This window comes from Rhizobium sp. 22-785-1, from assembly GCF_053521965.1.
In genome coordinates this window covers 276,092-296,466 of record NZ_JBNWDI010000005.1, presented here as the reverse complement: position 1 = coordinate 296,466, position 20,375 = coordinate 276,092, and the positions used below count along the sequence as shown (strand labels likewise).

At 60.9% G+C, this 20,375-nt stretch carries 19 protein-coding genes and 1 riboswitch; of the genes, 15 read left to right on the top strand and 4 right to left on the bottom strand.

What is annotated here, in order from left to right; all coding sequences use genetic code 11:
* The first annotated feature begins 90 nt into the window (after positions 1-90).
* Genes ACQZ5M_RS12900 through ACQZ5M_RS12885 form a run of 4 tightly spaced genes read left to right on the top strand, consistent with a single transcriptional unit; the run spans position 91 to position 4,274 of the window.
* Positions 91-1,104 (top strand): aldo/keto reductase, encoded by a 1,014-nt coding sequence (locus ACQZ5M_RS12900; RefSeq protein WP_449079924.1) that lies wholly within the window; start codon positions 91-93, stop codon positions 1,102-1,104.
* A 3-nt stretch (positions 1,105-1,107) separates the two neighbouring features.
* Entirely contained in the window at positions 1,108-1,929 is an 822-nt protein-coding gene (locus ACQZ5M_RS12895) for an amidohydrolase family protein (RefSeq protein ID WP_449079923.1), read from the top strand.
* A gap of 3 nt (positions 1,930-1,932) precedes the next feature.
* Entirely contained in the window at positions 1,933-2,943 is a 1,011-nt protein-coding gene (locus ACQZ5M_RS12890; protein ID WP_296034959.1) for a zinc-binding alcohol dehydrogenase family protein, read from the top strand.
* A gap of 53 nt (positions 2,944-2,996) precedes the next feature.
* Positions 2,997-4,274, top strand: coding sequence for an L-fuconate dehydratase (locus tag ACQZ5M_RS12885; RefSeq protein ID WP_296016179.1), 1,278 nt, complete (start codon positions 2,997-2,999; stop codon positions 4,272-4,274).
* A gap of 79 nt (positions 4,275-4,353) precedes the next feature.
* Here the strand turns inward: ACQZ5M_RS12885 and cobD are convergent, their stop codons facing one another.
* On the bottom strand, positions 4,354-5,382 hold the full coding sequence (gene cobD, locus ACQZ5M_RS12880; RefSeq protein ID WP_449079961.1) for a threonine-phosphate decarboxylase CobD: 1,029 nt from the start codon (positions 5,380-5,382) through the stop codon (positions 4,354-4,356).
* Between cobD and cbiB the strand changes: the two genes are divergently transcribed.
* Positions 5,381-6,346 (top strand): adenosylcobinamide-phosphate synthase CbiB, encoded by a 966-nt coding sequence (gene cbiB, locus ACQZ5M_RS12875; RefSeq protein ID WP_449079922.1) that lies wholly within the window; start codon positions 5,381-5,383, stop codon positions 6,344-6,346. The genes cobD and cbiB overlap by 2 nt on opposite strands.
* On the opposite strand, the gene ACQZ5M_RS12870 is transcribed toward cbiB, so the two are convergent.
* Together ACQZ5M_RS12870 and cobO are read right to left on the bottom strand one after the other, a co-directional pair.
* Positions 6,333-7,790, bottom strand: a complete 1,458-nt coding sequence (locus ACQZ5M_RS12870) for a cobyric acid synthase (protein WP_449079921.1) — start codon at positions 7,788-7,790, stop codon at positions 6,333-6,335. The two genes, cbiB and ACQZ5M_RS12870, sit on opposite strands and share 14 nt — an antisense overlap.
* 3 nt (positions 7,791-7,793) lie before the next feature.
* Positions 7,794-8,411 carry a cob(I)yrinic acid a,c-diamide adenosyltransferase gene (cobO, locus tag ACQZ5M_RS12865; protein WP_449079920.1) on the bottom strand — a complete coding sequence of 206 codons (618 nt, stop codon included), beginning with the start codon at positions 8,409-8,411 and terminating at the stop codon, positions 7,794-7,796.
* Positions 8,412-8,533: 122 nt separating this feature from the next.
* A riboswitch (cobalamin riboswitch) is annotated at positions 8,534-8,746 on the top strand.
* Positions 8,747-8,862: 116 nt separating this feature from the next.
* On the opposite strand from cobO, the gene ACQZ5M_RS12860 reads away from it, so the two are divergent.
* Genes ACQZ5M_RS12860 through ACQZ5M_RS12830 form a run of 7 tightly spaced genes read left to right on the top strand, consistent with a single transcriptional unit; the run spans position 8,863 to position 17,230 of the window.
* Entirely contained in the window at positions 8,863-9,288 is a 426-nt protein-coding gene (locus ACQZ5M_RS12860; protein ID WP_449079919.1) for a DUF1636 domain-containing protein, read from the top strand.
* The gene (gene cobW / locus ACQZ5M_RS12855) at positions 9,282-10,319 is read left to right on the top strand and encodes a cobalamin biosynthesis protein CobW (RefSeq protein WP_449079960.1); all 1,038 of its coding nucleotides are present in this window, start codon (positions 9,282-9,284) and stop codon (positions 10,317-10,319) included. The genes ACQZ5M_RS12860 and cobW overlap by 7 nt, the downstream gene beginning before the upstream one ends.
* A gap of 6 nt (positions 10,320-10,325) precedes the next feature.
* Positions 10,326-13,685 (top strand): cobaltochelatase subunit CobN, encoded by a 3,360-nt coding sequence (gene cobN, locus ACQZ5M_RS12850; RefSeq protein WP_449079918.1) that lies wholly within the window; start codon positions 10,326-10,328, stop codon positions 13,683-13,685.
* Positions 13,682-15,055: a precorrin-3B synthase gene (cobG, locus tag ACQZ5M_RS12845; RefSeq protein ID WP_449079917.1), complete on the top strand. Its 1,374-nt coding sequence runs from the start codon at positions 13,682-13,684 to the stop codon at positions 15,053-15,055. Before cobN ends, cobG begins: the two co-directional genes overlap by 4 nt.
* Positions 15,052-15,684 (top strand): precorrin-8X methylmutase, encoded by a 633-nt coding sequence (locus tag ACQZ5M_RS12840; protein ID WP_449079916.1) that lies wholly within the window; start codon positions 15,052-15,054, stop codon positions 15,682-15,684. Before cobG ends, ACQZ5M_RS12840 begins: the two co-directional genes overlap by 4 nt.
* A complete protein-coding gene (locus ACQZ5M_RS12835) occupies positions 15,681-16,460 on the top strand; it encodes a precorrin-2 C(20)-methyltransferase (protein WP_449079915.1) in 780 nt (259 codons plus the stop codon). Before ACQZ5M_RS12840 ends, ACQZ5M_RS12835 begins: the two co-directional genes overlap by 4 nt.
* Positions 16,457-17,230, top strand: coding sequence for a precorrin-3B C(17)-methyltransferase (locus ACQZ5M_RS12830; RefSeq protein WP_449079914.1), 774 nt, complete (start codon positions 16,457-16,459; stop codon positions 17,228-17,230). Before ACQZ5M_RS12835 ends, ACQZ5M_RS12830 begins: the two co-directional genes overlap by 4 nt.
* On the opposite strand, the gene ACQZ5M_RS12825 is transcribed toward ACQZ5M_RS12830, so the two are convergent.
* Positions 17,197-17,976, bottom strand: a complete 780-nt coding sequence (locus ACQZ5M_RS12825) for a cobalt-precorrin-6A reductase (protein WP_449079913.1) — start codon at positions 17,974-17,976, stop codon at positions 17,197-17,199. The two genes, ACQZ5M_RS12830 and ACQZ5M_RS12825, sit on opposite strands and share 34 nt — an antisense overlap.
* Here ACQZ5M_RS12825 and cbiE point away from each other — a divergent pair.
* Genes cbiE through cobM form a run of 3 tightly spaced genes read left to right on the top strand, consistent with a single transcriptional unit; the run spans position 17,975 to position 20,375 of the window.
* Positions 17,975-19,240: a precorrin-6y C5,15-methyltransferase (decarboxylating) subunit CbiE gene (gene cbiE, locus ACQZ5M_RS12820; RefSeq protein ID WP_296076765.1), complete on the top strand. Its 1,266-nt coding sequence runs from the start codon at positions 17,975-17,977 to the stop codon at positions 19,238-19,240. The two genes, ACQZ5M_RS12825 and cbiE, sit on opposite strands and share 2 nt — an antisense overlap.
* Positions 19,237-19,614 (top strand): cobalamin biosynthesis protein, encoded by a 378-nt coding sequence (locus tag ACQZ5M_RS12815; protein ID WP_363315911.1) that lies wholly within the window; start codon positions 19,237-19,239, stop codon positions 19,612-19,614. The genes cbiE and ACQZ5M_RS12815 overlap by 4 nt, the downstream gene beginning before the upstream one ends.
* On the top strand, positions 19,611-20,375 hold the full coding sequence (gene cobM / locus ACQZ5M_RS12810) for a precorrin-4 C(11)-methyltransferase (protein ID WP_296076763.1): 765 nt from the start codon (positions 19,611-19,613) through the stop codon (positions 20,373-20,375). The genes ACQZ5M_RS12815 and cobM overlap by 4 nt, the downstream gene beginning before the upstream one ends.

The following is a 20,375-nucleotide window of genomic DNA, read 5'->3' as shown; positions in this document are numbered from 1 at the left end:
ATGGCGAGACCGGACTTCGCATACGCAATATCAATGATCGCACCGCAGGGCGCGATCACAATCACACGACACATTTGAAAGTGCGCCGCCATGAAGGTCTCCGATAAACGCAAACTGCCCCATAGAGACGTCGAAGTGACCATCATGGGTCTCGGCTGTGCCCAGATGGGCAATCTCTATCGCCTGACGCCTTACGAGGAGTCCAAGGGCGCTTTCGACACCGCTTGGAACAGCGGCATGCGTTACTTTGATACCGCGCCCTTTTATGGCTACACCCGCTCAGAGCGTCGTCTCGGCACGATGGTGACCGAGCACGACCGCAGCGAATATACGCTCAGCACCAAGGTCGGCCGTGTCATGGTGCCGGATGAAACGGTAGGACCGGAAGAAGATACCTATGTCGCACCGCTGCCGTTCCGTCCGGTCTACGACTATTCCTATGACGCCATCATGCGCTCCTTCGAGGCAAGCCAGCAGCGTCTCGGCGTGCTGAAGCCCGACATTCTTTATATTCACGATATCGGCCCTTACACGCACGGCGACAAGCATCAGCATTATTGGGACCAGCTGACCACAGGCGGCGGTTTCAAGGCGCTTGGCAAGCTGCGTGACGAAGGCTCGACGAAAGCTGTCGGTCTCGGCGTCAATGAATGGGAAGTCGTCCGCGACGCCATGGACGTGTTCGATATCGACGCCGCGATGCTTGCCGGCCGTTACACGCTTCTGGAACAGCAGAGCCTTGGCTTCATGAATTCTTGCGTCGAAAAGGGCGTGGGGATCGTCGTCGCCGGCGCTTTCAATTCCGGTATTTTGGCTGGCAATCGCAAGTTCAACTACAAGGACGCGCCGGCAGAGCTTCTGGCGCGTGTGGATGCGCTGCATGATGTCTGCGAGGAGATGGGCGTTTCGCTCCAGGCCGCAGCGCTACAGTTCCCGCTTGCTCACCCTGCATCCGTTACCGTCGTTTCCGGTGCGCGTAATTCAGCGCAACTCTCCTCCAATATCGGTTGGTTCGAGCAGGATATTCCAGATGCGTTCTGGTCTGAATTGCAGCGTCGCGGGCTGATTGCCGAAGGTGCTCCGGTGCCGGGCGCGAAGGGTTGAGCCATGCTCATCGACGCACACCAGCATTTCTGGCTGTTGAAGGAACGGCAGGGTCAGTGGCCGCCAGCTTCGCTTGAAGCCATTTACAGGGATTTCTTGCCTGCCGATCTTGAGCCTTTGCTGGAAGAGGCCGGTATTTCCGGCACTGTGCTGGTACAGACCATGGAGAGCGCTGGCGATACGGATTTCATGCTGGCCCTTGCCGATGAAAACGCGTTCATCAAAGGTGTTGTGGGCTGGGTGGACATGAAGGCAGCGGATGCGCCTGCCGAGATCGCGCGGCGCGCTTCGCATCCTGCCTTCAAGGGCCTGCGGCCGATGTTGCAGGATATTGCCGACGTGGAGTGGATCGAGGATCCGGCACTTGCTCCCGCGGTCGAAACCATGATCGAAAAGGGCCTGATCTTCGATGCGTTGGTTCTACCGCCGCACCTGCCTTATCTGCTGCGTTTTGCGAGCCGCCATGCTGCTCTGCAGATCGTCATCGATCACGGTGCCAAGCCTAAGATCGCAACGGGACATTATGTCGCTTGGCGACGGGATATGGCGGCGCTTGCTGCACTTCCAAACGTCTTTTGCAAGCTGTCCGGTCTTCTTGTGGAGCGCGGAGAGCAGAAAGTGGAAGCAGTTCGGCCCTATGCGGAAACCATTTTCGAACTGTTTGGCCCAGACCGGGTGATTTTTGGAAGTGACTGGCCGGTGATCAGGCTTGCCGGTGACTATCAGGGTTGGCTGGATTTCTGCCGGGACGTCGTTCCTCAGGAGCACCACGCCAAGGTTTTCGGCGCAAACGCCGCACGTATTTATTCTCTTTCCGACAGGTGATTCATGCTGGCTATTTTCTGTGACAAACCCGGCGAACTCGTTTCCAAGGAAATGCCAAAGCCATCGAGAGCATCCAATGAGGTTTTGGTGCGTGTCCGCCGCATCGGCGTCTGCGGAACGGATCTGCATATCTTCACCGGCAATCAGCCCTATCTCTCCTATCCGCGCATCATGGGCCATGAATTGTCGGGCACGGTCGAGGAAGCACCGGAAGGTAGTGCGCTTGCGACAGGCGATATCGTCACCATCATTCCCTACATGTCCTGCGGGCATTGCAGCGCCTGCCTCAAGGGCAAGAGCAACTGCTGCCGCAACATCGGTGTGCTCGGCGTTCACCGCGATGGCGGCATGGTGGAGTATTTGAGCGTTCCGCAGCAGTTCGTGTTGAAGGCTGAAGGACTGTCTCTCGACCAGGCCGCCATGACGGAGTTTCTTGCTATCGGCGCGCATGCCGTGCGTCGCGGCGCGGTCGAGAAGGACCAGCATGTGCTGATCGTCGGTGCTGGCCCAATCGGCATGGCCGTCGCGGTCTTTGCAGCGATGAACGGTGCCGTGGTGACCATGATCGACAGCCGCGAAGACCGGCTTTCATTCTGCCGTGATCATCTTGGCGTTGCCAATATCGTGTTGCTTGGCGAAGGTGACAAGGATCGGCTAAGCGAGATTACCGAAGGCAACTTCTTCGATGTCGTGTTTGACGCGACCGGCAATCCGAAGGCGATGGAGCGCGGCTTCTCCTTCGTCGGACATGGGGGCGCCTATGTTCTCGTTTCTATCGTTGCCAGCGATATCAGCTTCAACGATCCTGAATTCCACAAGCGCGAAACGACGCTTCTGGGCAGTCGCAACGCCACGCCTGAAGATTTCGAGCGTGTGCTGGAGGCCTTGCGCGCCGGACGTGTGCCGGAAGCACTGATCACCCACCGCATGACGCTCGCCGAAGTGCCAGCCAATTTCGCTGGCCTGACCGATCCACGAGCAGGCGTCATCAAAGGCATGGTGGAAGTGGCCTGAACTTCCAGCTCTTCTTATATTCAACGACCCCCTGACCGCGAGTAAAAACGGCCATGACCAAGATTACAGACCTGCGCGTTTTCGATCTGCGCTTCCCCACCTCCCAGAGCCTTGATGGCTCGGATGCGATGAATCCCGACCCGGATTACTCGGCAGCCTATGTCATTCTCGATACCGACGAGCCGTCGCTGAAAGGCCATGGCCTGACCTTCACCATCGGTCGCGGTAACGATATCTGCTGCATGGCCATCAAGGCGATGCGGCATCTGGTGGTCGGGACGGATCTCGCAACCGTTATCGAGAACCCCGGAAAATATTGGCGCCATCTGACAAGTGACAGCCAGCTTCGCTGGATCGGCCCAGATAAGGGCGCCATGCATCTTGCCACAGGCGCCGTCGTCAATGCCGTCTGGGATCTGCTCGCAAAGCAGGCTGGCAAGCCAGTCTGGCAGTTCGTGGCCGACATGAGCGCTGAGGAAATCGCTGATATTGTCGACTACCGCTATCTGACGGACGTTCTGACGCGCGAGGACGCGCTCGCCATCCTGAAAAAGGCGGAAGCCGGCAAGAAAGAGCGCATCGATATTCTCAAGGCGGAAGGCTACGCCTGCTACACAACCTCCGCAGGTTGGCTCGGTTACAGCGACGAGAAGCTTCGTCGCCTTTGCCATGAAGCCATCGATGCCGGATTCAACCATGTGAAGATGAAGGTCGGTCGCGATCTGGAAGACGACATTCGTCGTCTCACCATTGCCCGTGAGGTTATCGGTCCGGACCGCTATCTGATGATCGATGCCAACCAGGTCTGGGAAGTCGATCAGGCTATCGAGTGGGTCAACAAGCTCGCCTTCTGCAAGCCGTTCTTCATCGAAGAGCCGACGAGCCCGGACGATGTCGCCGGTCACCGCAAGATTCGCCAGGGTATTGGCTCGGTGAAAGTCGCGACTGGTGAAATGTGCCAGAACCGCATCATGTTCAAGCAGTTCATCGCCGAAGGCGCGATCGATGTGGTGCAGATCGACAGTTGCCGTATGGGTGGCCTGAACGAGGTTCTGGCCGTGCTGCTGATCGCCGCGAAGTATAATCTTCCTGTCTGGCCGCATGCTGGTGGCGTCGGGCTTTGCGAATATGTGCAGCATCTGTCGATGATCGACTATCTGGTCGTATCCGGCACCAAGGAAGGCCGTGTGATCGAGTATGTCGATCATCTGCACGAGCACTTCTTCGAGCCCTGCGATATTCAAAACGCCGCCTATATGCCGCCGAAAATGGCTGGCTTCTCCATCGAAATGAAGCCGGAGTCGATCGAAGCCTATACCTTCAAAGGCTGAGGTTCCGGCTTCTGCTTCCCACCCTTCCTTATGCCCGGACCAGTTCCGGGCATAATTGTTTTGGATTGTCGGAGAACAATCAGAATTCGGAAAAAGCTACCTCTAGCCTTGTCCATTCGCCTTCCGTCTCCGGTAGGCCGAAGCGCACGTCATAGGGGCGCTCGTCGAAGATGCGAACGAGAATACCACGCTGTGCAAGATGCTCGAACAGCGCTGCCGCCCTTTCGTCCCGAACCAGGCGGAAGAGACTTGTGCCGCCAACCACGGTGAGACTTGCATTTCCCAGCAGCCCGTCGAGACGCGCAGCTTCTTCTCTTAGCCGGAGTCTCATCGCTTCGCGCCAGTTCCAATCCGCCAGCGCCTCGGTTGCCACATGCAGCGCTGGGCCGGATACCGCCCATGGTCCGAGGCGCTGCTCCAGCCTATTGGCAATCTCCGGATGAGCAATGGCAAAGCCAAGGCGCAGACCCGCCATGCCGTAGAACTTGCCGAAAGAGCGCAACACCACGAGTCCCTCAATCGCGGTGGCTTCGCCTACGCTTGCCGCATAGCCGGTCTCGATAAAGGCCTCATCGACCACCAGCAGACCGCCTTTGCGGTGCATGTGGTCAGCGAGAGCCAGAATATGATCGTGCTCGATCACCCTGCCATCGGGATTGTTGGGATTGATCACCACCGCATAGTCGAAATCCGCGAGGTCGGAGAAGTGCGCGACTTCCGTCACCGCAAGTCCTGCCATCCGCGCCGTTCTGGCATGTTCCGCGTAGGCGGGTGTCAGCACGGCAGCATTTTTGGCGCCGCGTTGAACGGCAATCTCGGCAAGCAGCGGCATGAGCATTTGCGTTCCCGGCGCTGCGGCTAGATGCTTGACAGACGGCGCGCTGAAAGCGTTGGCGGCAACCGCCTTCAGGCGTTCCAGCGCGTCAGGCTCCGGCAGGCGTGAGAAGGCGCTGGCAGGAAGGGGAGAATGCGGATAGGAATGTGGATTGATCCCTGTGGACAGGTCGATCCAGGGTTGAGGCGCTAGCGGGTAGGACGCACGCGCCCGGCCAAGATCGCCACCGTGGCGGATCGCTGCCTCTACCCTCTCTGGTCCCAGGTTGCCCATGTTCTTCACCATTGCTTTCCTGTCGCTTTTGATCGAACGCTTCGCTGGCTATCCCGATTGGCTGTTTCGCCGGATCGGCCATCCGGTCACTTGGATCGGTTCGCTTATTGCGCTGCTCGACGCAAAATGGAACCGGGAACACCGATCATTTTTGCATCGGGAAGGCAAAGGCGTCCTGGCGCTCATCGTTATTTTGGGTGTCACGGTGACAATCTCCCTTCTGCTGCAGAGTATTCTTCTACTTTTTCCGCTTGGGTTTTTACTGGTCGCGATCGTCGGCGCATCTCTTCCCGCGCAAAAAAGCCTGGAAACGCATGTCGAGGCAGTGGCAATCGCGCTGGAAAGCGAAGGCCTCGAAGGTGGGCGCAATGCCGTGTCGATGATCGTTGGTCGCGATCCCGATCAACTCGATGAGGCAGCGGTGTGTCGGGCGGCCATCGAGAGCCTCGCCGAGAATTTTTCCGATGGCATCGTAGCACCTTCGCTGTGGCTCGGTTTGCTCGGACTGCCCGGTGGGGCGGGCTACAAGGCGATCAATACGGCAGACAGCATGATCGGTCACCGCACACCACAATACAAAGCCTTTGGTTGGGCTTCTGCCCGTGTGGACGATCTCGTCAATCTTCCCGCCTCGCGCCTCAGCGGTCTGCTCTTCGTGGTCGCCGCCTTCTTCTTGCCGGGGGCCTCTCCCTCCAATGCGGTTCGGGCGATTTTTCGTGACGCTGGCCACCACCGCTCTCCCAATGCCGGATGGCCGGAAGCGGCTCTTGCCGGGGCGCTGGGTTTCGCACTTGCCGGACCGCGCTCCTATGGTGGACAGATGATCCAGGCGCGCTTCATGGGCGAAGGCGGACGTCGGGATCTGACCGCCGCCGATATTCGTCAGGCTCTGAAGCTTGCGCGTATCGCGGATGGCCTGCTGATCGGCTTCTTTGGTCTTATGGTATTGCTTATCTGGCGATAGAGAGCAGCGCGTCTAGATCGAGATGGCGCTCCATGTGGTCGGCCAGCCGGTCCAGCACCGCATCCACCTGCGCTTCGTAATTCAGCGCCGAGCGCTGCCCGCCAAGCCGTTGCAGCCAGGCGCTACGCTGTCCGTCATCGGAAAACAGACCATGGACATAGGTGCCGAAAACGCGGCCATCGGCGGATATCGCGCCATCCACATGGTTGCCGATGGTGTAGAAGGGCCGTTCGCAATCGACACCTTTGGTCACACCCACATGCATTTCGTAGCCGGAGAACGCCTCGCCGTCGAAGCTTCGCCCTTCGACCGAGACCAGCCGCTTGTCTCCGGTCAGCACCGTCTCGACGTTTAAAAGCCCCAGCCCTTCCACGGTCGATGGCGGCCCTTCGATGCCGTCCGGGTCCGATAGGGTCGCTCCAAGCATCTGGTATCCTCCACAGAGGCCCAGAATCATTCCGCCGCGGCGAAGATGCGCCTTGATGTCTATATCGAACCCGGCCTGCTTCAGGACGGCTAGATCGGCAATCGTCGCTTTCGATCCGCACAGCAAAATAAGGGCGCAATCGCCAGGAATGGCGGTTCCGGGACGCACGCGGATCAGTTCGACATCCGGCTCCATATCCAGCGGGTCGAGATCGTCGAAATTGGAGATGTGCGGCAGGATCGGCACTGCGATGCGGATCTTCGCGCCCGGTTTCGTTTGGGCTTCGCCAGTCAGTCCCAGCGCATCTTCGGCGGGCAGGCGTGCGGCGTCGGCAAAGTGCGGCAGAAGGCCGATGGACGTCCAGCCGGTGTGGTCTGCGATAATATGCATCCCCTCATCGAAGAGCGAGGGATCGCCGCGAAAACGATTGACGATGAAGCCTTCGATCATCCTCGCGTCGTCTGCATCCACCACCGTCTTCGTGCCGACGAGACTGGCGATCACCCCGCCTCGGTCGATATCACCGATCAATATCACCGGAACATTGGCGGCGCGGGCAAAACCCATATTGGCAATGTCATTGGCACGCAGATTGACTTCCGATGCGCTGCCGGCACCTTCGACCAAAACCAGATCGGCATTGGCCTTCAGATGCTCGAAGCTTTCCAGCACGTGCAGCATCAGCCTTGCTTTCATGTGCTGGTACTCTGCCGCCTTGGCGTTGCCGAGGATCTTGCCCTGTACCACCACCTGCGCGCCGGTTTCGCTCTGGGGCTTCAAAAGAACCGGGTTCATGTGCACCGAGAGCGGAACATTTGCCGCCCGCGCCTGCAAGGCCTGCGCCCGACCGATCTCGCCGCCATCCGCAGTCACCGCGGCATTGTTGGACATATTTTGCGGCTTGAAGGGCAGGACCGAAAGTCCGCGACGGGTAAAGGCACGCGCCAGACCCGCCACCATCAGCGACTTGCCGACATCCGAGCCGGTTCCCTGAAACATGATGGATCTGGCGACCATGGATCAGAACTCGATGCCGGATTGGGCTTTGACGCCCGCCTTGAAGTGATGCTTCACCAGTGTCATCTCCGTCACCATGTCTGCTGCCTCGATCAGCGGCGGCTTGGCATTGCGCCCGGTCACGATGATGTGCAGATCGGGACGGCGGCTCTGCAAGGTGGCGACAACGTCCGCCAGATCCAGATAATCGTAGCGAAGCGCGATATTCAATTCGTCCAGAACCAGAAGACCGATCGTCTCATCCGCCATCAGGAGCTTTGCCTCCTCCCAGGCCTTGGTTGCCGCGGCGATATCGCGTTTCAGGTCCTGAGTGTCCCACGTGAAACCCTCGCCCATGGTGCGCCATTCCACCCGGTCACCAAAAAGCGTCAGCGCCTGCTGTTCACCGGTCGACCACGCGCCCTTGATGAACTGGACGATACCAACGCGTCGGCCCGTGCCGAGCATGCGCAGCGCAAGGCCGAAGGCTGCGGTGGACTTGCCCTTGCCGGGGCCGGTATTGACCATCAATAGACCCTTCTCGATGGTCTTCTCGGCTACTTCCGCATCCTGCACGCTCTTGCGGTTCACCATCTTCTCGCGGTGGCGGGCGGCGTCACTGTCGCTGATCTCGCGTGTCATGATGTCCACGTCCTTCCGAGCCTGTTTTGGAAGCGGCGACTATAGTCAAAACGCCCTTCTCGGCAATGGCACCGAGAGCATCGCTCAAGAATCCGCGCATTGACCGCAAGCCAGCTTGCCCGTAAAGGTAAGGCACTGACGGTCTTTTTCCGGCAACGGGAAAAGCTAAGAGGGAACACGGTTCCGCCCGCTTCTCGGGTCAATCCGTGGCTGCCCCCGCAACTGTAAGCGGCAAGCCCGCACCGTAAAGCCACTGGATTTCGATCCGGGAAGGCGGTGCAAGGGCGCCTATTCAAGCCGCAAGCCAGGAGACCTGCCGTTTCAGAAAAAAACGTCTGCCGGGCGGGGTGCTCCGGTCAGTCGGTTGCGCCGAATATCGGTTTGCGCTGTCTCGCATTCCGTCTTCGGCACCGCACCCCTTGCATGTTTTAACGGCGGAAGCGGGCTCGGTTTGGATATTACAGCGACATCGTCTCGGACGGAAGGATCGACCGAAAAGCAGAAAGCTTCCGGTCTTGTTGTCTATGTCTGCCGCAGTTGCCGTAGTGAGGCAGAACCGAATGCCGAGCCGCGCCTCGGCGCGCTGCTGGCAGAGGCTGCGATCGCGCTTGGTGCGGAAGCCGATATCGAGGTACGCAGCGTCAACTGCCTTGCCAATTGCAAGCGTGGTGCCAGTGCCGCGATGCGCAGTGCCGATGGCTGGTCTTACGTCTTCGGCGGGCTGACGCCCGATCATGCCGATGATCTGATCACCGGCGCGCGCCTGCTTGAAAGTTCCACCGACGGCCTGATGCCTTGGCGCGGGCGTCCGGACAGCTTGAAGCGCGGCATGGTCGCGCGCATCCCCCCTTTGAATTTCCTCGAGGAGACATCATGACCACGCTAGAGCGCGTTCCCTGCACCATCGTCACCGGCTTTCTGGGCGCCGGCAAAACCACGCTGCTGCGCGGCCTTCTGGAAAAGCTCGATGGCAAGCGTCTGGCGATTATCGTCAATGAGTTCGGCGATGTCGGCATCGATGGGGACATCCTCAAGGGCTGCGGCATCGAAAGCTGCCCGGAAGAAAACATTGTCGAGCTTGCCAATGGCTGCATCTGCTGCACAGTCGCGGATGATTTTCAGCCGGCCATCGAGGAGATCTTGAGCCGCCAGCCGCGGGTCGAGCATATCCTGATCGAGACCTCCGGTCTTGCGCTGCCCAAGCCACTGGTCCAGGCCTTCCAATGGCCGGCGATCAAGAGTCGCGTCACCGTCGACGCGGTCGTTGCCGTTGCCGATGGTGCGGCACTTGCCGAAGGCATGGTGTCGCATGACATGGACGCGCTCGCCGCCCAGCGCGCCAATGACGAAGCGCTCGACCATGACGATCCGGTCGAGGAAGTCTTCGAAGATCAGATCGCCTGCGCCGACCTGATCGTGCTGACCAAGGCCGATCTTCTCGATGCCGAAGGTCTGGAGCGTGCCAAGGCGCATATCGGCGAGCATCTGCCAAAGGCCGCCAAGATCGTCGTTGCTTCCCACGGCCAGATCGATCCTGCCGTGCTGATCGGGCTTGGGCTGGCAGTCGAAAACGATATCGAAAACCGCCATACCCATCATGATGAGGAAGAGGACCACGATCACGACGAATTCGACAGCTTCGTGGTCGAACTCGGTGCGGTGTCCGATCCGGAGGCCTTGGCAGAACGTATCGCCCAGACCGCGGCGTCTGAGAACGTTCTGCGCATCAAGGGTTTCGTCGAAGTCTCGTCCAAGCCCATGCGCCTTCAGGTTCAGGCCGTCGGCGCGCGCGTCAATCACTATTTCGACCGCCCCTGGGCCGCAGGCGAAGTACGCCGTTCGGCGCTCGTCGTGATCGGTGAAAAGGGCCTCAACCGCGAGAAGATCGAACAGATGCTGGCGGCCTGACGCGTCATGCATATCCTCGCCACCACATCATCGTCTCTGGACGACCTGATCGAGCCGGTTGATCTCAACCAGCCGCAGGCGGATGTGGTGGTGTTGTCGTTCTCCTCAAGCGACCTTGCCGGTTTGCAGCGGGCATGGCCGGAGGGCTCCGGCGTCTCACTCAGCGTCGCCAATCTGTCCGAGCTTCGCCATCCCATGTCGGTCGATCTCTGGATCGAAAAGACTGCGGAGCATGCCAAGCTGATCCTTATCCGGTTTCTGGGTGGCGCGGATCGCTGGCGCTACGGCGTTGATCAGCTGGCAATGATGGCGCGCCGGCGCGGCATCAAGCTCGTGCTTCTGCCAGGCGAATGCAGCGAGCGCGATGAAAAGCTCGAAGCGCAATCGACGGTCGATCAGGGCCAGCTTGGCTCCGTCCTCTCCTTCTTCCGGCAAGGCGGGCAGCAGAACATGCGTCGTCTTTGCGAAGGCCTCACCGCTTTTGCCAAGGAAGGCGTCTGGCCGGATGTCGAGCCGGAGCCGCTGCCGAAATCCGGCTTCTATATCCCAGACCTTGGCGTGGTCGATCTTGCTCAAGCGCTCTCCGCTTTTCCGCCAGAAGCTCCAAAGCTGCCCATTCTCTTTTACCGTTCCATGCTTCTGGCAGCCGATGCCGCGCCCATCGATGTGCTGTTTGAGGCGCTGAAGGACCGTGGCTTTGCCCCCCTGCCGATTTTCGTCAGTGGCTTGAAGGATGGTGAGGCGATTCTGTTTCTGGAAGACACGCTGGCACCGCTGAAGCCTGCGGCCATCATCGCCGCAACGGCCTTCGCCAGTCAGACGGATGAGAACGGCAAAAGCCTGTTCGACCGGCTTGGCGTGCCGGTTTTCCAGGTCATCATGGCCACGACGCGGCGCGATGCCTGGGCTGAGAACATGCGCGGCCTCAACCCATCGGATCTTGCCATGCATGTGGTCCTGCCGGAACTGGATGGCCGGATTCTGGCCGGTGCCATCTCCTTCAAGCAGTCCGATCCTTCAGGGCGCCAAGGACTGCTCAATGCGCCAGAGCCGGATCGTGTGGCCCAGGTCGTGGACCGAATCGCTGCCCATCTGCGGTTGACGCAGACGCCGGTGGCGGAGAGGCGTCTCGTTATCCTCATGCCGGACTATCCGGGTGCTGCACCCGGTCGCACCGGATATGCAGTCGGTCTCGATGTGCCGCAAAGTGTTTTGGAGATGCTGCGCGACCTACGTGATGCGGGCTATGCGGTTGGCGATATTCCGGAAACGGCAAGAGCGTTGCTGGATAGGATCGAGGCGGAGAGCGCCAGTCTTCCGATATCTCGCTACCAGCACTTTCTGGACGGTCTCCCGCTTGCCGCCTGCACCTCTATCGTATCCGCCTGGGGTGACGCGGCTGACGACGAGGCCGTTATCGATAGGTCATTCCGCTTCCGTGCCGCCCGTTTTGGCTCCGTCATCGTCGCGCTTGCTCCGGATCGTGGACGGCAGGCGGACAGGCGGGTGGATTATCACGATCCGGCCTTGCCGCCGCGTCATGCGCTGGGCGCCTTCGGCGCGTGGATGCAGGAGGATTTCGACGCCCATGCCATCATCCATGTCGGCGCGCATGGCACGCTGGAATGGCTGCCCGGGAAAACGGTCGCATTGTCGGAAGCCTGTTTCCCGGAGATCGTCACCGGATCGCTGCCGGTCATCTATCCCTTCATCGTTTCCAATCCGGGTGAGGCTGCCGTTGCCAAACGGCGCATTGCCGCCCTCACCATCGGGCATATTCCCCCCGTTCTGGTGTCCGCCGGTCTTTCACCGGAGCAGGCTGCACTCGAACAGCTGGTCGATGAATATGCCCAGGCCGATGGGCTCGATCGCCGCCGCCGCGATCGTCTGGCCAAGCTGATTGTCGAAAAGGCCTTCGAGACGGGGCTTGCCGCCGATGCCGGTATCGGTGTGGAGGAGGATGCGGATTCGGCGCTGATGCGGATCGATGCGTTTTTGTGCGATCTGAAGGATTTCGCCATTAAGGACGGCCAGCATGTCTTCGGGCGCTGCGCGGATGATGAGCCGGATTCTCTGAGGCGCGAGAGTGCGATCCGCGAGAAGGCAGCGCTGCTCGCCGCCCTGGACGGCTACCACATTTTGCCCGGCCCTTCCGGCGCGCCAGCCCGAGGACGGCTGGACGTCCTGCCGACAGGGCGCAATCTTTACGCTGCCGACCCGCGCACCATGCCAACGCCGACCGCCTTCGAGTTGGGCAAGGCCGCAGGCGAAGAGGTGCTGCGCCACTATTTGCAAAGCCATGGCGACTGGCCGCGCCATCTGGTCTTGGATCTCTGGGGCTCTGCGTCTTTGCGCAATGGCGGCGAAGATGTCGGACAGGCGCTGCATCTGATGGGCGCGCGTCCGATCTACGATCAGGCGACCGGCCGGGTGAACGGCATCGAGGTTCTGCCACCGGCCGCGCTCGGGCGCCCGCGTGTGGATGTGACCTTCCGCATTTCCGGCCTATTTCGCGATATGTTTCCGGCTCTCATCGCGCTTCTCGATGCGGCGGCAAGGGCGATTGCGGCGCGGGAAGAGTCCCCAGGCGACAATCCGCTCGCTGAGGAGACAGCCTCTCTTGGTCATGTGCCGGCACGCATCTTCGGGTCGGCCCCTGGCACCTATGGCGCGGGTATCGAAGACGCGATTGCGCGTGGGGACTGGGACGAGCGCGAGGCGCTGGGCCAAGCCTATCTGGATGCCGCAAGCCACGCCTTTGGCGGGCCCGATGGGCTGGAGATCGTTGTTGATCCGGGGTTTGCGCGCCAGGTCGGACGCGCCGAGCTTCTAGTTCATACCGGTGATGATCCGGGGCGCGATCTGCTGGATGGCTCGTCGGACGTCGCCTTCATCGGCGGCTTTGCCGCTGCCAAGGCCAAGCTTGGGCAAGCGGCGGATGTGGTGGCGCTCGACACGACCGATCCCGCCCGCCCGCGTGCCAGATCTATTGCGCAGGCGATTATCCGGGTCGTGCGCGCCCGCGCGATCAATCCGCGCTTTATTGCCGGGCAGCTGCGCCACGGCCCGCGTGGTGCCGCCGAATTTGCCGAGACCGTCGACCGGTTGATCGGTTTTGCCGAAATCACGCAAGCCGTTTCCTCATCGCTGATCGAAGCGGTCTATGATGCCTATTTCGGCAATGAGGAGGTGCGCGATTTCATCCTGCGGGAGAACCCGAAAGCAGCGGAGTTGATGGCCGAGCGCTTCCTCTCCGCGCGCCACCGCAACCTCTGGCACAGCCGCCGCAATGCGGTTGATGCGGAACTGGAGATGCTGATCGCACCACGGTCATCGGCGGCACCATCGGCGAGGGTTTCGGCTTGAACCCGCTTCCTTCTGTGCAGCCCTTTTCCCGCCGTGGCGCCTGCCCTGCCCTGTCCGCACCGATGCAGACCGGCGACGGTCTGTTGTCGCGCGTGGCTTTCACTGATGGTCTTGCGCCACCTGCTCTCGATTCCCTTTCCGCTCTCGCACACCGTCACGGTAACGGCCTTCTCGATGTCACCGCGCGCGGCAGCCTTCAGTTTCGTGGGCTGACCGCCGAAAGCGCTGTTCTGCTGGAGCGCGATGTGCTCGCACTGGACCTTCCTTTGCGCCAAGGCCTTGCGGTGGAAATGTCGCCGATTGCTGGGATCGACGGCAGCGAGGTCGCCAATGCCGCGCCGATCCTCGATCGGATCAGTAAAAGGGCCGCAGCACTCGGTCTTGATGCCAAGCTCGCGGCCAAGATGTCGGTGATCGTCGATGGCGATGGTATGGTTTCGATGGGTGGGTTGCTTGCCGATATTCGGCTGAAGGCTATCCAGCATGAGGTTGGCATTGTCTGGCATCTGATGCTGGGTGGTACGGAAGACAAGGCGCTGCTCGCCGGGGCAGTCCAAACTCATGATGCTGCCGATTGCGTCATCGATCTTCTCGTCCACCTCGCCGAATTGGGGCCGGATGTGCGGGGCCGTGATTTGGATCGGGCGACGGTGCATGCGGTGTGTGGGGATCGTCTTTCGCCTGTCCCGCCCACTGCCCTGACCTCAAACAGACATGCGGATACGAAAAAGCGCGCAGACCAGCGCAGGCTTTGGCCCTTGAACGATAATCTCTCTGCTGCCGTCATCGCGCCCGCATTCGGACACATCACCTCGGATGCCCTGTCTGCCCTTTGCAGGAAGGCGCGCGATATCGGTGTCCAATCCATCAGGCCCGGACCGCAGCATGGGTTCTATGCGGTGGGCGAAAACGACGCATGTCACTCCCTTCTCGATTACGCCGAGAGTGCCGGCTTCGTCGTCAGCGATGGCGATACGCGCTCTTCCATCGCCGTTTGTGCCGGTGCGCCTGCCTGCGCATCGGCTTTCATCCCGGTTCAATCGCTGGCCGCGTTTGCCGCCAAAGAGTGTCGCGATATGCTGGATGGCTCCTTAACGCTGCACCTCTCCGGTTGCGGCAAGGGGTGCGCCCATCCAGCGCCCGCCCTTCTTGCCTTTTCCGGCACAGCTAGCGGCCTCTCCTTTGGCTATAAGGCCAAGGTTTCGGCGCCCTCGGACGCGGTTTTGGCTGGCTCTCAAGCGCAGGCCGGGCTTTCCCGGCTTGCCCGCCTCTATGAAAAAGAACATAAGCCCGGAGAAAATGCCCGCAGCCTGTTTGTCCGATTGGGCAAGGACAGGGTTATTGCGGCGCTCCGACAGGACGAGACATGACGACTTACGACTATATCCGCAATGGCGATGCGATCTATGAGCGCTCCTTTGCCATCATCCGTGAGGAAGCGGATCTTACCGCCTTCACGCCCGAACAGGCGGATATTGCCATTCGCATGATCCATGCCTGCGGGCAGGTCGAGGCGGCCGGGCATTTCCGCTTTTCTGCGGATTTCGTGTCAGCCGCACGCGGCTCCCTAGCTGCTGGAAAGCCCATTCTCTGCGATGCGGAAATGGTAGCGCATGGCGTCACACGGGCGCGTCTGGCGGCCGGCAACGCCGTCATCTGCACGCTGCGCGATCCGCGCACACCGGAGCTGGCAAAGACCATTGGTAATACCCGTTCAGCCGCCGCACTCGATCTCTGGGCCGATCATCTCGACGGCGCTTTGGTTGCCATCGGCAATGCGCCGACGGCGTTGTTCTATCTCCTGGAAATGCTGGAAAGAGGCGCCCCGCGGCCTGCGGCGATCATCGGCATGCCGGTGGGCTTTGTTGGGGCAATGGAATCGAAGGATGCGCTGGAAGACAGCACGCTCGGCATTCCCTATGCTATCGTAAAGGGCCGCATGGGCGGCTCCGCCATGACGGCTGCCGCCGTCAATGCCGTTGCGAGGGCTGGCCTATGAGTGCCGCACTTTACGATCCCGCACCGGAAAAGGCGCTGAAGGGCAAGGTCATCGGCGTCGGGACCGGTCCGGGTGATCCCGATCTTCTGACGCTGAAGGCCGTGCGCGCCATCGAGACTGCGGATGTGATTGCCTTTTTCTGCAAGCGCGGCAGCAAGGGCAATGGCCGCGGCATCGTCGAAAGCTTTATCCGGCCCGGTACGCTGGAAATGCCGCTTGTCTATCCTGTCACGGTCGAAAGCGACAAGAACGGTGACGACTATCGCGGCGCGATTGCCGCCTTTTTCGATCAGTCGGCACGCGATATCGCCGTTCATCTGGATGCCGGACGCACCGTGGCCGTGCTCTCTGAGGGCGATCCGCTCTTCTACGGCTCCTATATGCATCTGCATCTTCGACTTGCGCCGAATTATCCGGCGGAAGTCGTTGCGGGGATCACGGCCATGTCCGGCTGCTGGTCGATGACCGGACTGCCGCTGGTGCAGGGCGACGATATCTTGAGCGTCCTGCCGGGTACGTTGAATGAGGTTGCGCTTTTCGAGCGGCTCTCGGGTACGGATGGCGCTGTCATCATGAAGGTCGGTCGCAACCTGCCGAAAATCCGCCGCGCGCTGGAAAAGGCAGGTAAGCTGGAAGGCGCGCTCTATGTCGAACGCGGCACCATGGCCAATGGACATGCCATACGCCTGATCGAGCGCGACGAGTCACCCGCTCCCTATTTCTCTCTGGTTCTCGTGCCCGGCTGGAAGGATCGCCCGGCGGGAGAGCCTGCATGAGCTCGTCCTCCACCGGACGTTTGACGGTCGTTGGTCTGGGGCCAGGAAGCCTTTCGCAGATCACTCCGGAGGCGCTGGCTGCGGTGGATGCGGCGGAGGATTTCTTCGGCTACATTCCCTATCTCGACCGGTTGTCTCTGCGTCCAGACCAACGGCGTCACGCATCGGATAATCGCGAGGAAATTTCACGCGCGGAGGCAGCGCTGACATTGGCCGCTTCTGGCGGAAAAGTCTGCGTTGTCTCAGGCGGCGATCCAGGCGTCTTCGCCATGGCGGCGGCCGTCTGCGAGGCGATTGAGAACGGTCCTGCCGAATGGCGCGACATCGACTTTTCGGTTGTGCCAGGGGTGACGGCCATGCTCGCTGTCGCGGCACGGGCGGGCGCACCGCTCGGTCACGATTTCTGCGCCATTTCGCTCTCCGACAATTTGAAGCCCTGGTCACTGATCGAAAAACGGTTGGTGGCCGCAGCTGAAGCCGGTTTCGTCATGGCCTTCTACAATCCCGTCAGCAAGGCAAGACCGCATCAACTGGCAACGGCCTTCGATGTGCTGCGGGCGCACCTGCCGGGCTCGGTGCCGGTGATTTTCGGCCGCGCTGCCGGGCGCGCCGATGAGCGTATGCGCGTCGTGCCCCTATCAGAAGCGTCGAGCTATATGGCGGATATGGCGACCTGCATCATTGTCGGGTCGGTCGAGACACGCATTATCGACCGTCAGGACCAGCCGTCTCTGGTCTATTCGCCGCGTTTTTCCAGAAGGGAAAGCTGATGGCGGATGGCGGTCAGCGCAGTCTCGATATCCAGCACTTGCATGCCTATGGCACTGGATTGCAGGCGGGGTGGCCTGTCGATCATGATGACCGGAATGCCGAGAACGCGTGCGGCTTCGATTTTCGCATAGGCCGCTGCGCCGCCGGAGTTCTTCGAAACGATGACGTCGATATCGTTTCCCTTCAACATGGCGATTTCGTCTGCAAGCGCAAAGGGTCCTCGGGCGGTCATGTAGCGCGCATTCGGCACGGCAAGTGGCGGCTCCACGGGGTCGACGCTGCGGATCAGATAGCTGTGCTGGGGTGCGGTTTCAAAGGGCAAAAGCTCTTGCCGACCAAGCGCCAGAAAGGCGTATCGGCGGATGCTCCCCAAGGCGGTCACCGCCTCCTCCATGCTGCCAACCCTTTCCCATCGGTCGCCCTTTTCTTCGACCCAGGCCGGACGCGACAGCGAGACCAGAGGCACGCCGGTCAGCCTAGCCGCCTCGGCAGCATTGGCGGAAATCCGCGCCGCGTAAGGGTGGGTCGCATCCACCAGCAGATCGAAGCCTCCCTCGGTGAGGAAGGTCTTCAGTCCAGCTGCGCCGCCAAAGCCGCCAACGCGAACCGGCACGGGTTGCTTCGCCGGTTCCTTGGTACGGCCCGCCATGGACAGCAAAATCCGGTAGCCGGATTCGTCGGCAATCTTTCCGGCCAGAAGACGGGCATCCGCCGTGCCGCCGAGAATGAGGATGGAGCGTGTCATGGCCGTTGAATATGACGGAATATCCTCTGTCGCCAGCGAAAAACTTGTGCCTTGGCTTTCCATCGTCGGTATCGGCGAGGATGGTCTTGCCGGTTTGCCGGCAAATGCCATCCAGGCCATCGAAAATGCCGAGGTCGTCTTCGGTGGCAAGCGCCATCTCGGATTGGTCTCTGGTGCGATCAAAGGCGAGCCCCGCCCCTGGCCTGTCCCCTTCGATGTCGCCATGACGGATGTCGTGGCGCTCAGGGGCAGAAAGGTCTGTGTGCTGGCTTCCGGCGATCCGTTTTTCCATGGCGTCGGGGTGTCATTGCTGAGACACATCGATGCGGGTGAAGTGATCACCTATCCAGCCCCGTCGGCTATTTCGCTTGCCGCCTCGCGGCTCGGCTGGGCGTTGCAGAACACCGAATGCATTTCCCTGCATGGGCGCTCCATCGATCTGATCCGCCCATATCTTCAGTCCGGTGCGAAGATCATCGCGCTCACGTCCGATGCCAGCGCCCCGGCACTGATTGCCGCTCTTCTGAAGGAGACCGGTTTTGGCCGGTCAATTTTCCACTTGCTGGAAGCGCTTGGCGGTCCCCGCGAAAATCCCCGCGCGACGACGGCAAAGGACTTTGACTTTGCTGATATAGACCCGCTCAATGTGGTTGCTATCGAGGTCGTTGCCGATGAGGCTGCGCGGATACTGCCTTTTGCCAGCGGTTTGGACGACGCGCTTTTCGAGCATGATGGGCAGATGACCAAGCGTGAAATCCGCGCCGTCACGCTGTCGTCACTCGCACCTCGCCATGGTGAGCTGCTGTGGGATATAGGCGCAGGTTCCGGCTCGATCGGCATCGAGTGGATGCTCTCTCACCCATCGCTCAGGGCTATCGGTATTGAACAGAATGCCGAGCGGGCAGAACGCGCCATGCGCAATGCGCAAGCCTTCGGCGTGCCGGGTCTCGACGTGGTGATTGGCACCGCACCCGAAGCCTTTGAAGGCTTGCCGACGCCGGATGCCATATTCATCGGCGGCGGCGGCAGCGAGGCTGGGGTTCTGGAGGGCGCAATCAGCGCCTTGAAGCCGGACGGAAGGCTTGTCGCCAATGCCGTGACGCTGGAAATGGAGGCCATGCTGCTCTCGGCACAATCACGACTCGGCGGCTCCCTGATCCGGCTTGAGGTTGCACGCGCATCCCCGGTCGGGCAGATGCAGGGCTGGCGTGCCGCCATGCCGGTCACGCAATGGTCCTGGGTCAAACCGAAGGACATGCCGTGATCGTGGCGGGGATCGGGTGCCGCAAGGGTGTCAGCCCGGAGGCCGTCCTGGCCGCGCTCGCGCAGGCCTCTGCCAAGTTCGGCGTAGCGTTCGACTTTATTGCGACGGCACCGATCAAGGCGGATGAGCCCGCCTTGCTGGAAGCAGCAACACGGCTCGGCATGGCCTTCGTCGTGGTGGCGCAGGCCGATTTCGAGGCCGCTGCGAACCGCGCATTGACCCGGTCAGAACTGAGCTCAAAATATGCCGGTTCGCCAAGCGTCAGCGAGGCAGCCGCACTTGCAGCGCTTGGCGAAGCGTCGAAACTGATCGCGCCGCGCATGATCGTCGGCGATATTACCGTGGCCTTTGCCACGTCTGGAGACAAGACATGACGGTTCATTTCATCGGCGCTGGCCCCGGTGCGGCAGATCTCATTACGCTGCGCGGTCGCGATCTGATCGCCGCTTCTCCCGTCTGCCTATATGCCGGTTCGCTGGTGCCGAAGGCGCTGCTGAATTATTGCCCGGCAGGCGCACGTATCGTCGATACTGCAGCCCTGTCGCTGGACGAGATCGAGGCCGAGTTCGTTGCGGCTGCGAAGGAGGGCAAGGATGTAGCGCGGTTGCATTCCGGCGATCTTTCCGTCTGGAGCGCCATGGGCGAGCAGATCCGCCGTCTGGAACGGCTCGGGCTCGATTACACCGTGACGCCTGGTGTGCCGTCCTTTGCAGCTGCGGCGGCTACCTTGAAGCGGGAACTGACGGTGCCGGAAGTGGCGCAAAGCCTGGTGCTCACGCGTGTTTCCGGTCGCGCGTCCAAAATGCCGGAGAGCGAAAACCTCAAGGCCTTTGGCGCGACAGGCGCGACACTTGCCATCCATCTCGCCATTCATGCCATCGGGCAGGTGGTCGAGGAGCTGACGCCGCTTTACGGCGCGGATTGCCCGGTGGCCATCGTCGTGCGAGCCTCGTGGCCGGAAGAGCGTGTTATTCGCGGTACGCTGTCCGATATAGAATCCCTTCTTGCGGAAGAGCCAGTCGAGCGCACCGCAATGATCTTCGTTGGTAACGGGCTCGCATCGTCCGATTTTCGCGAAAGCGCGCTCTACAGCACCGATTACGTTCGCCGCTTCAGAACGCCCGCCACTGAGTAG

Bases quoted from the DNA above. Each gene is read 5' to 3' on its own strand.
- cobD (WP_449079961.1), bottom strand. From the start codon at position 5,382: ATGGGCAACCTGGGACCAGAGAGGGTAGAGGCAGCGATCCGCCACGGT.
- ACQZ5M_RS12885 (WP_296016179.1), top strand. From the start codon at position 2,997: ATGACCAAGATTACAGACCTGCGCGTTTTCGATCTGCGCTTCCCCACC.
- ACQZ5M_RS12830 (WP_449079914.1), top strand. From the start codon at position 16,457: ATGAGCTCGTCCTCCACCGGACGTTTGACGGTCGTTGGTCTGGGGCCA.
- cbiE (WP_296076765.1), top strand. From the start codon at position 17,975: ATGGCCGTTGAATATGACGGAATATCCTCTGTCGCCAGCGAAAAACTT.
- ACQZ5M_RS12870 (WP_449079921.1), bottom strand. From the start codon at position 7,790: ATGGTCGCCAGATCCATCATGTTTCAGGGAACCGGCTCGGATGTCGGC.
- cobM (WP_296076763.1), top strand. From the start codon at position 19,611: ATGACGGTTCATTTCATCGGCGCTGGCCCCGGTGCGGCAGATCTCATT.
- ACQZ5M_RS12825 (WP_449079913.1), bottom strand. From the start codon at position 17,976: ATGACACGCTCCATCCTCATTCTCGGCGGCACGGCGGATGCCCGTCTT.
- ACQZ5M_RS12840 (WP_449079916.1), top strand. From the start codon at position 15,052: ATGACGACTTACGACTATATCCGCAATGGCGATGCGATCTATGAGCGC.
- ACQZ5M_RS12900 (WP_449079924.1), top strand. From the start codon at position 91: ATGAAGGTCTCCGATAAACGCAAACTGCCCCATAGAGACGTCGAAGTG.
- ACQZ5M_RS12835 (WP_449079915.1), top strand. From the start codon at position 15,681: ATGAGTGCCGCACTTTACGATCCCGCACCGGAAAAGGCGCTGAAGGGC.
- cbiB (WP_449079922.1), top strand. From the start codon at position 5,381: ATGTTCTTCACCATTGCTTTCCTGTCGCTTTTGATCGAACGCTTCGCT.
- cobN (WP_449079918.1), top strand. From the start codon at position 10,326: ATGCATATCCTCGCCACCACATCATCGTCTCTGGACGACCTGATCGAG.
- ACQZ5M_RS12895 (WP_449079923.1), top strand. From the start codon at position 1,108: ATGCTCATCGACGCACACCAGCATTTCTGGCTGTTGAAGGAACGGCAG.
- ACQZ5M_RS12890 (WP_296034959.1), top strand. From the start codon at position 1,933: ATGCTGGCTATTTTCTGTGACAAACCCGGCGAACTCGTTTCCAAGGAA.
- cobO (WP_449079920.1), bottom strand. From the start codon at position 8,411: ATGACACGCGAGATCAGCGACAGTGACGCCGCCCGCCACCGCGAGAAG.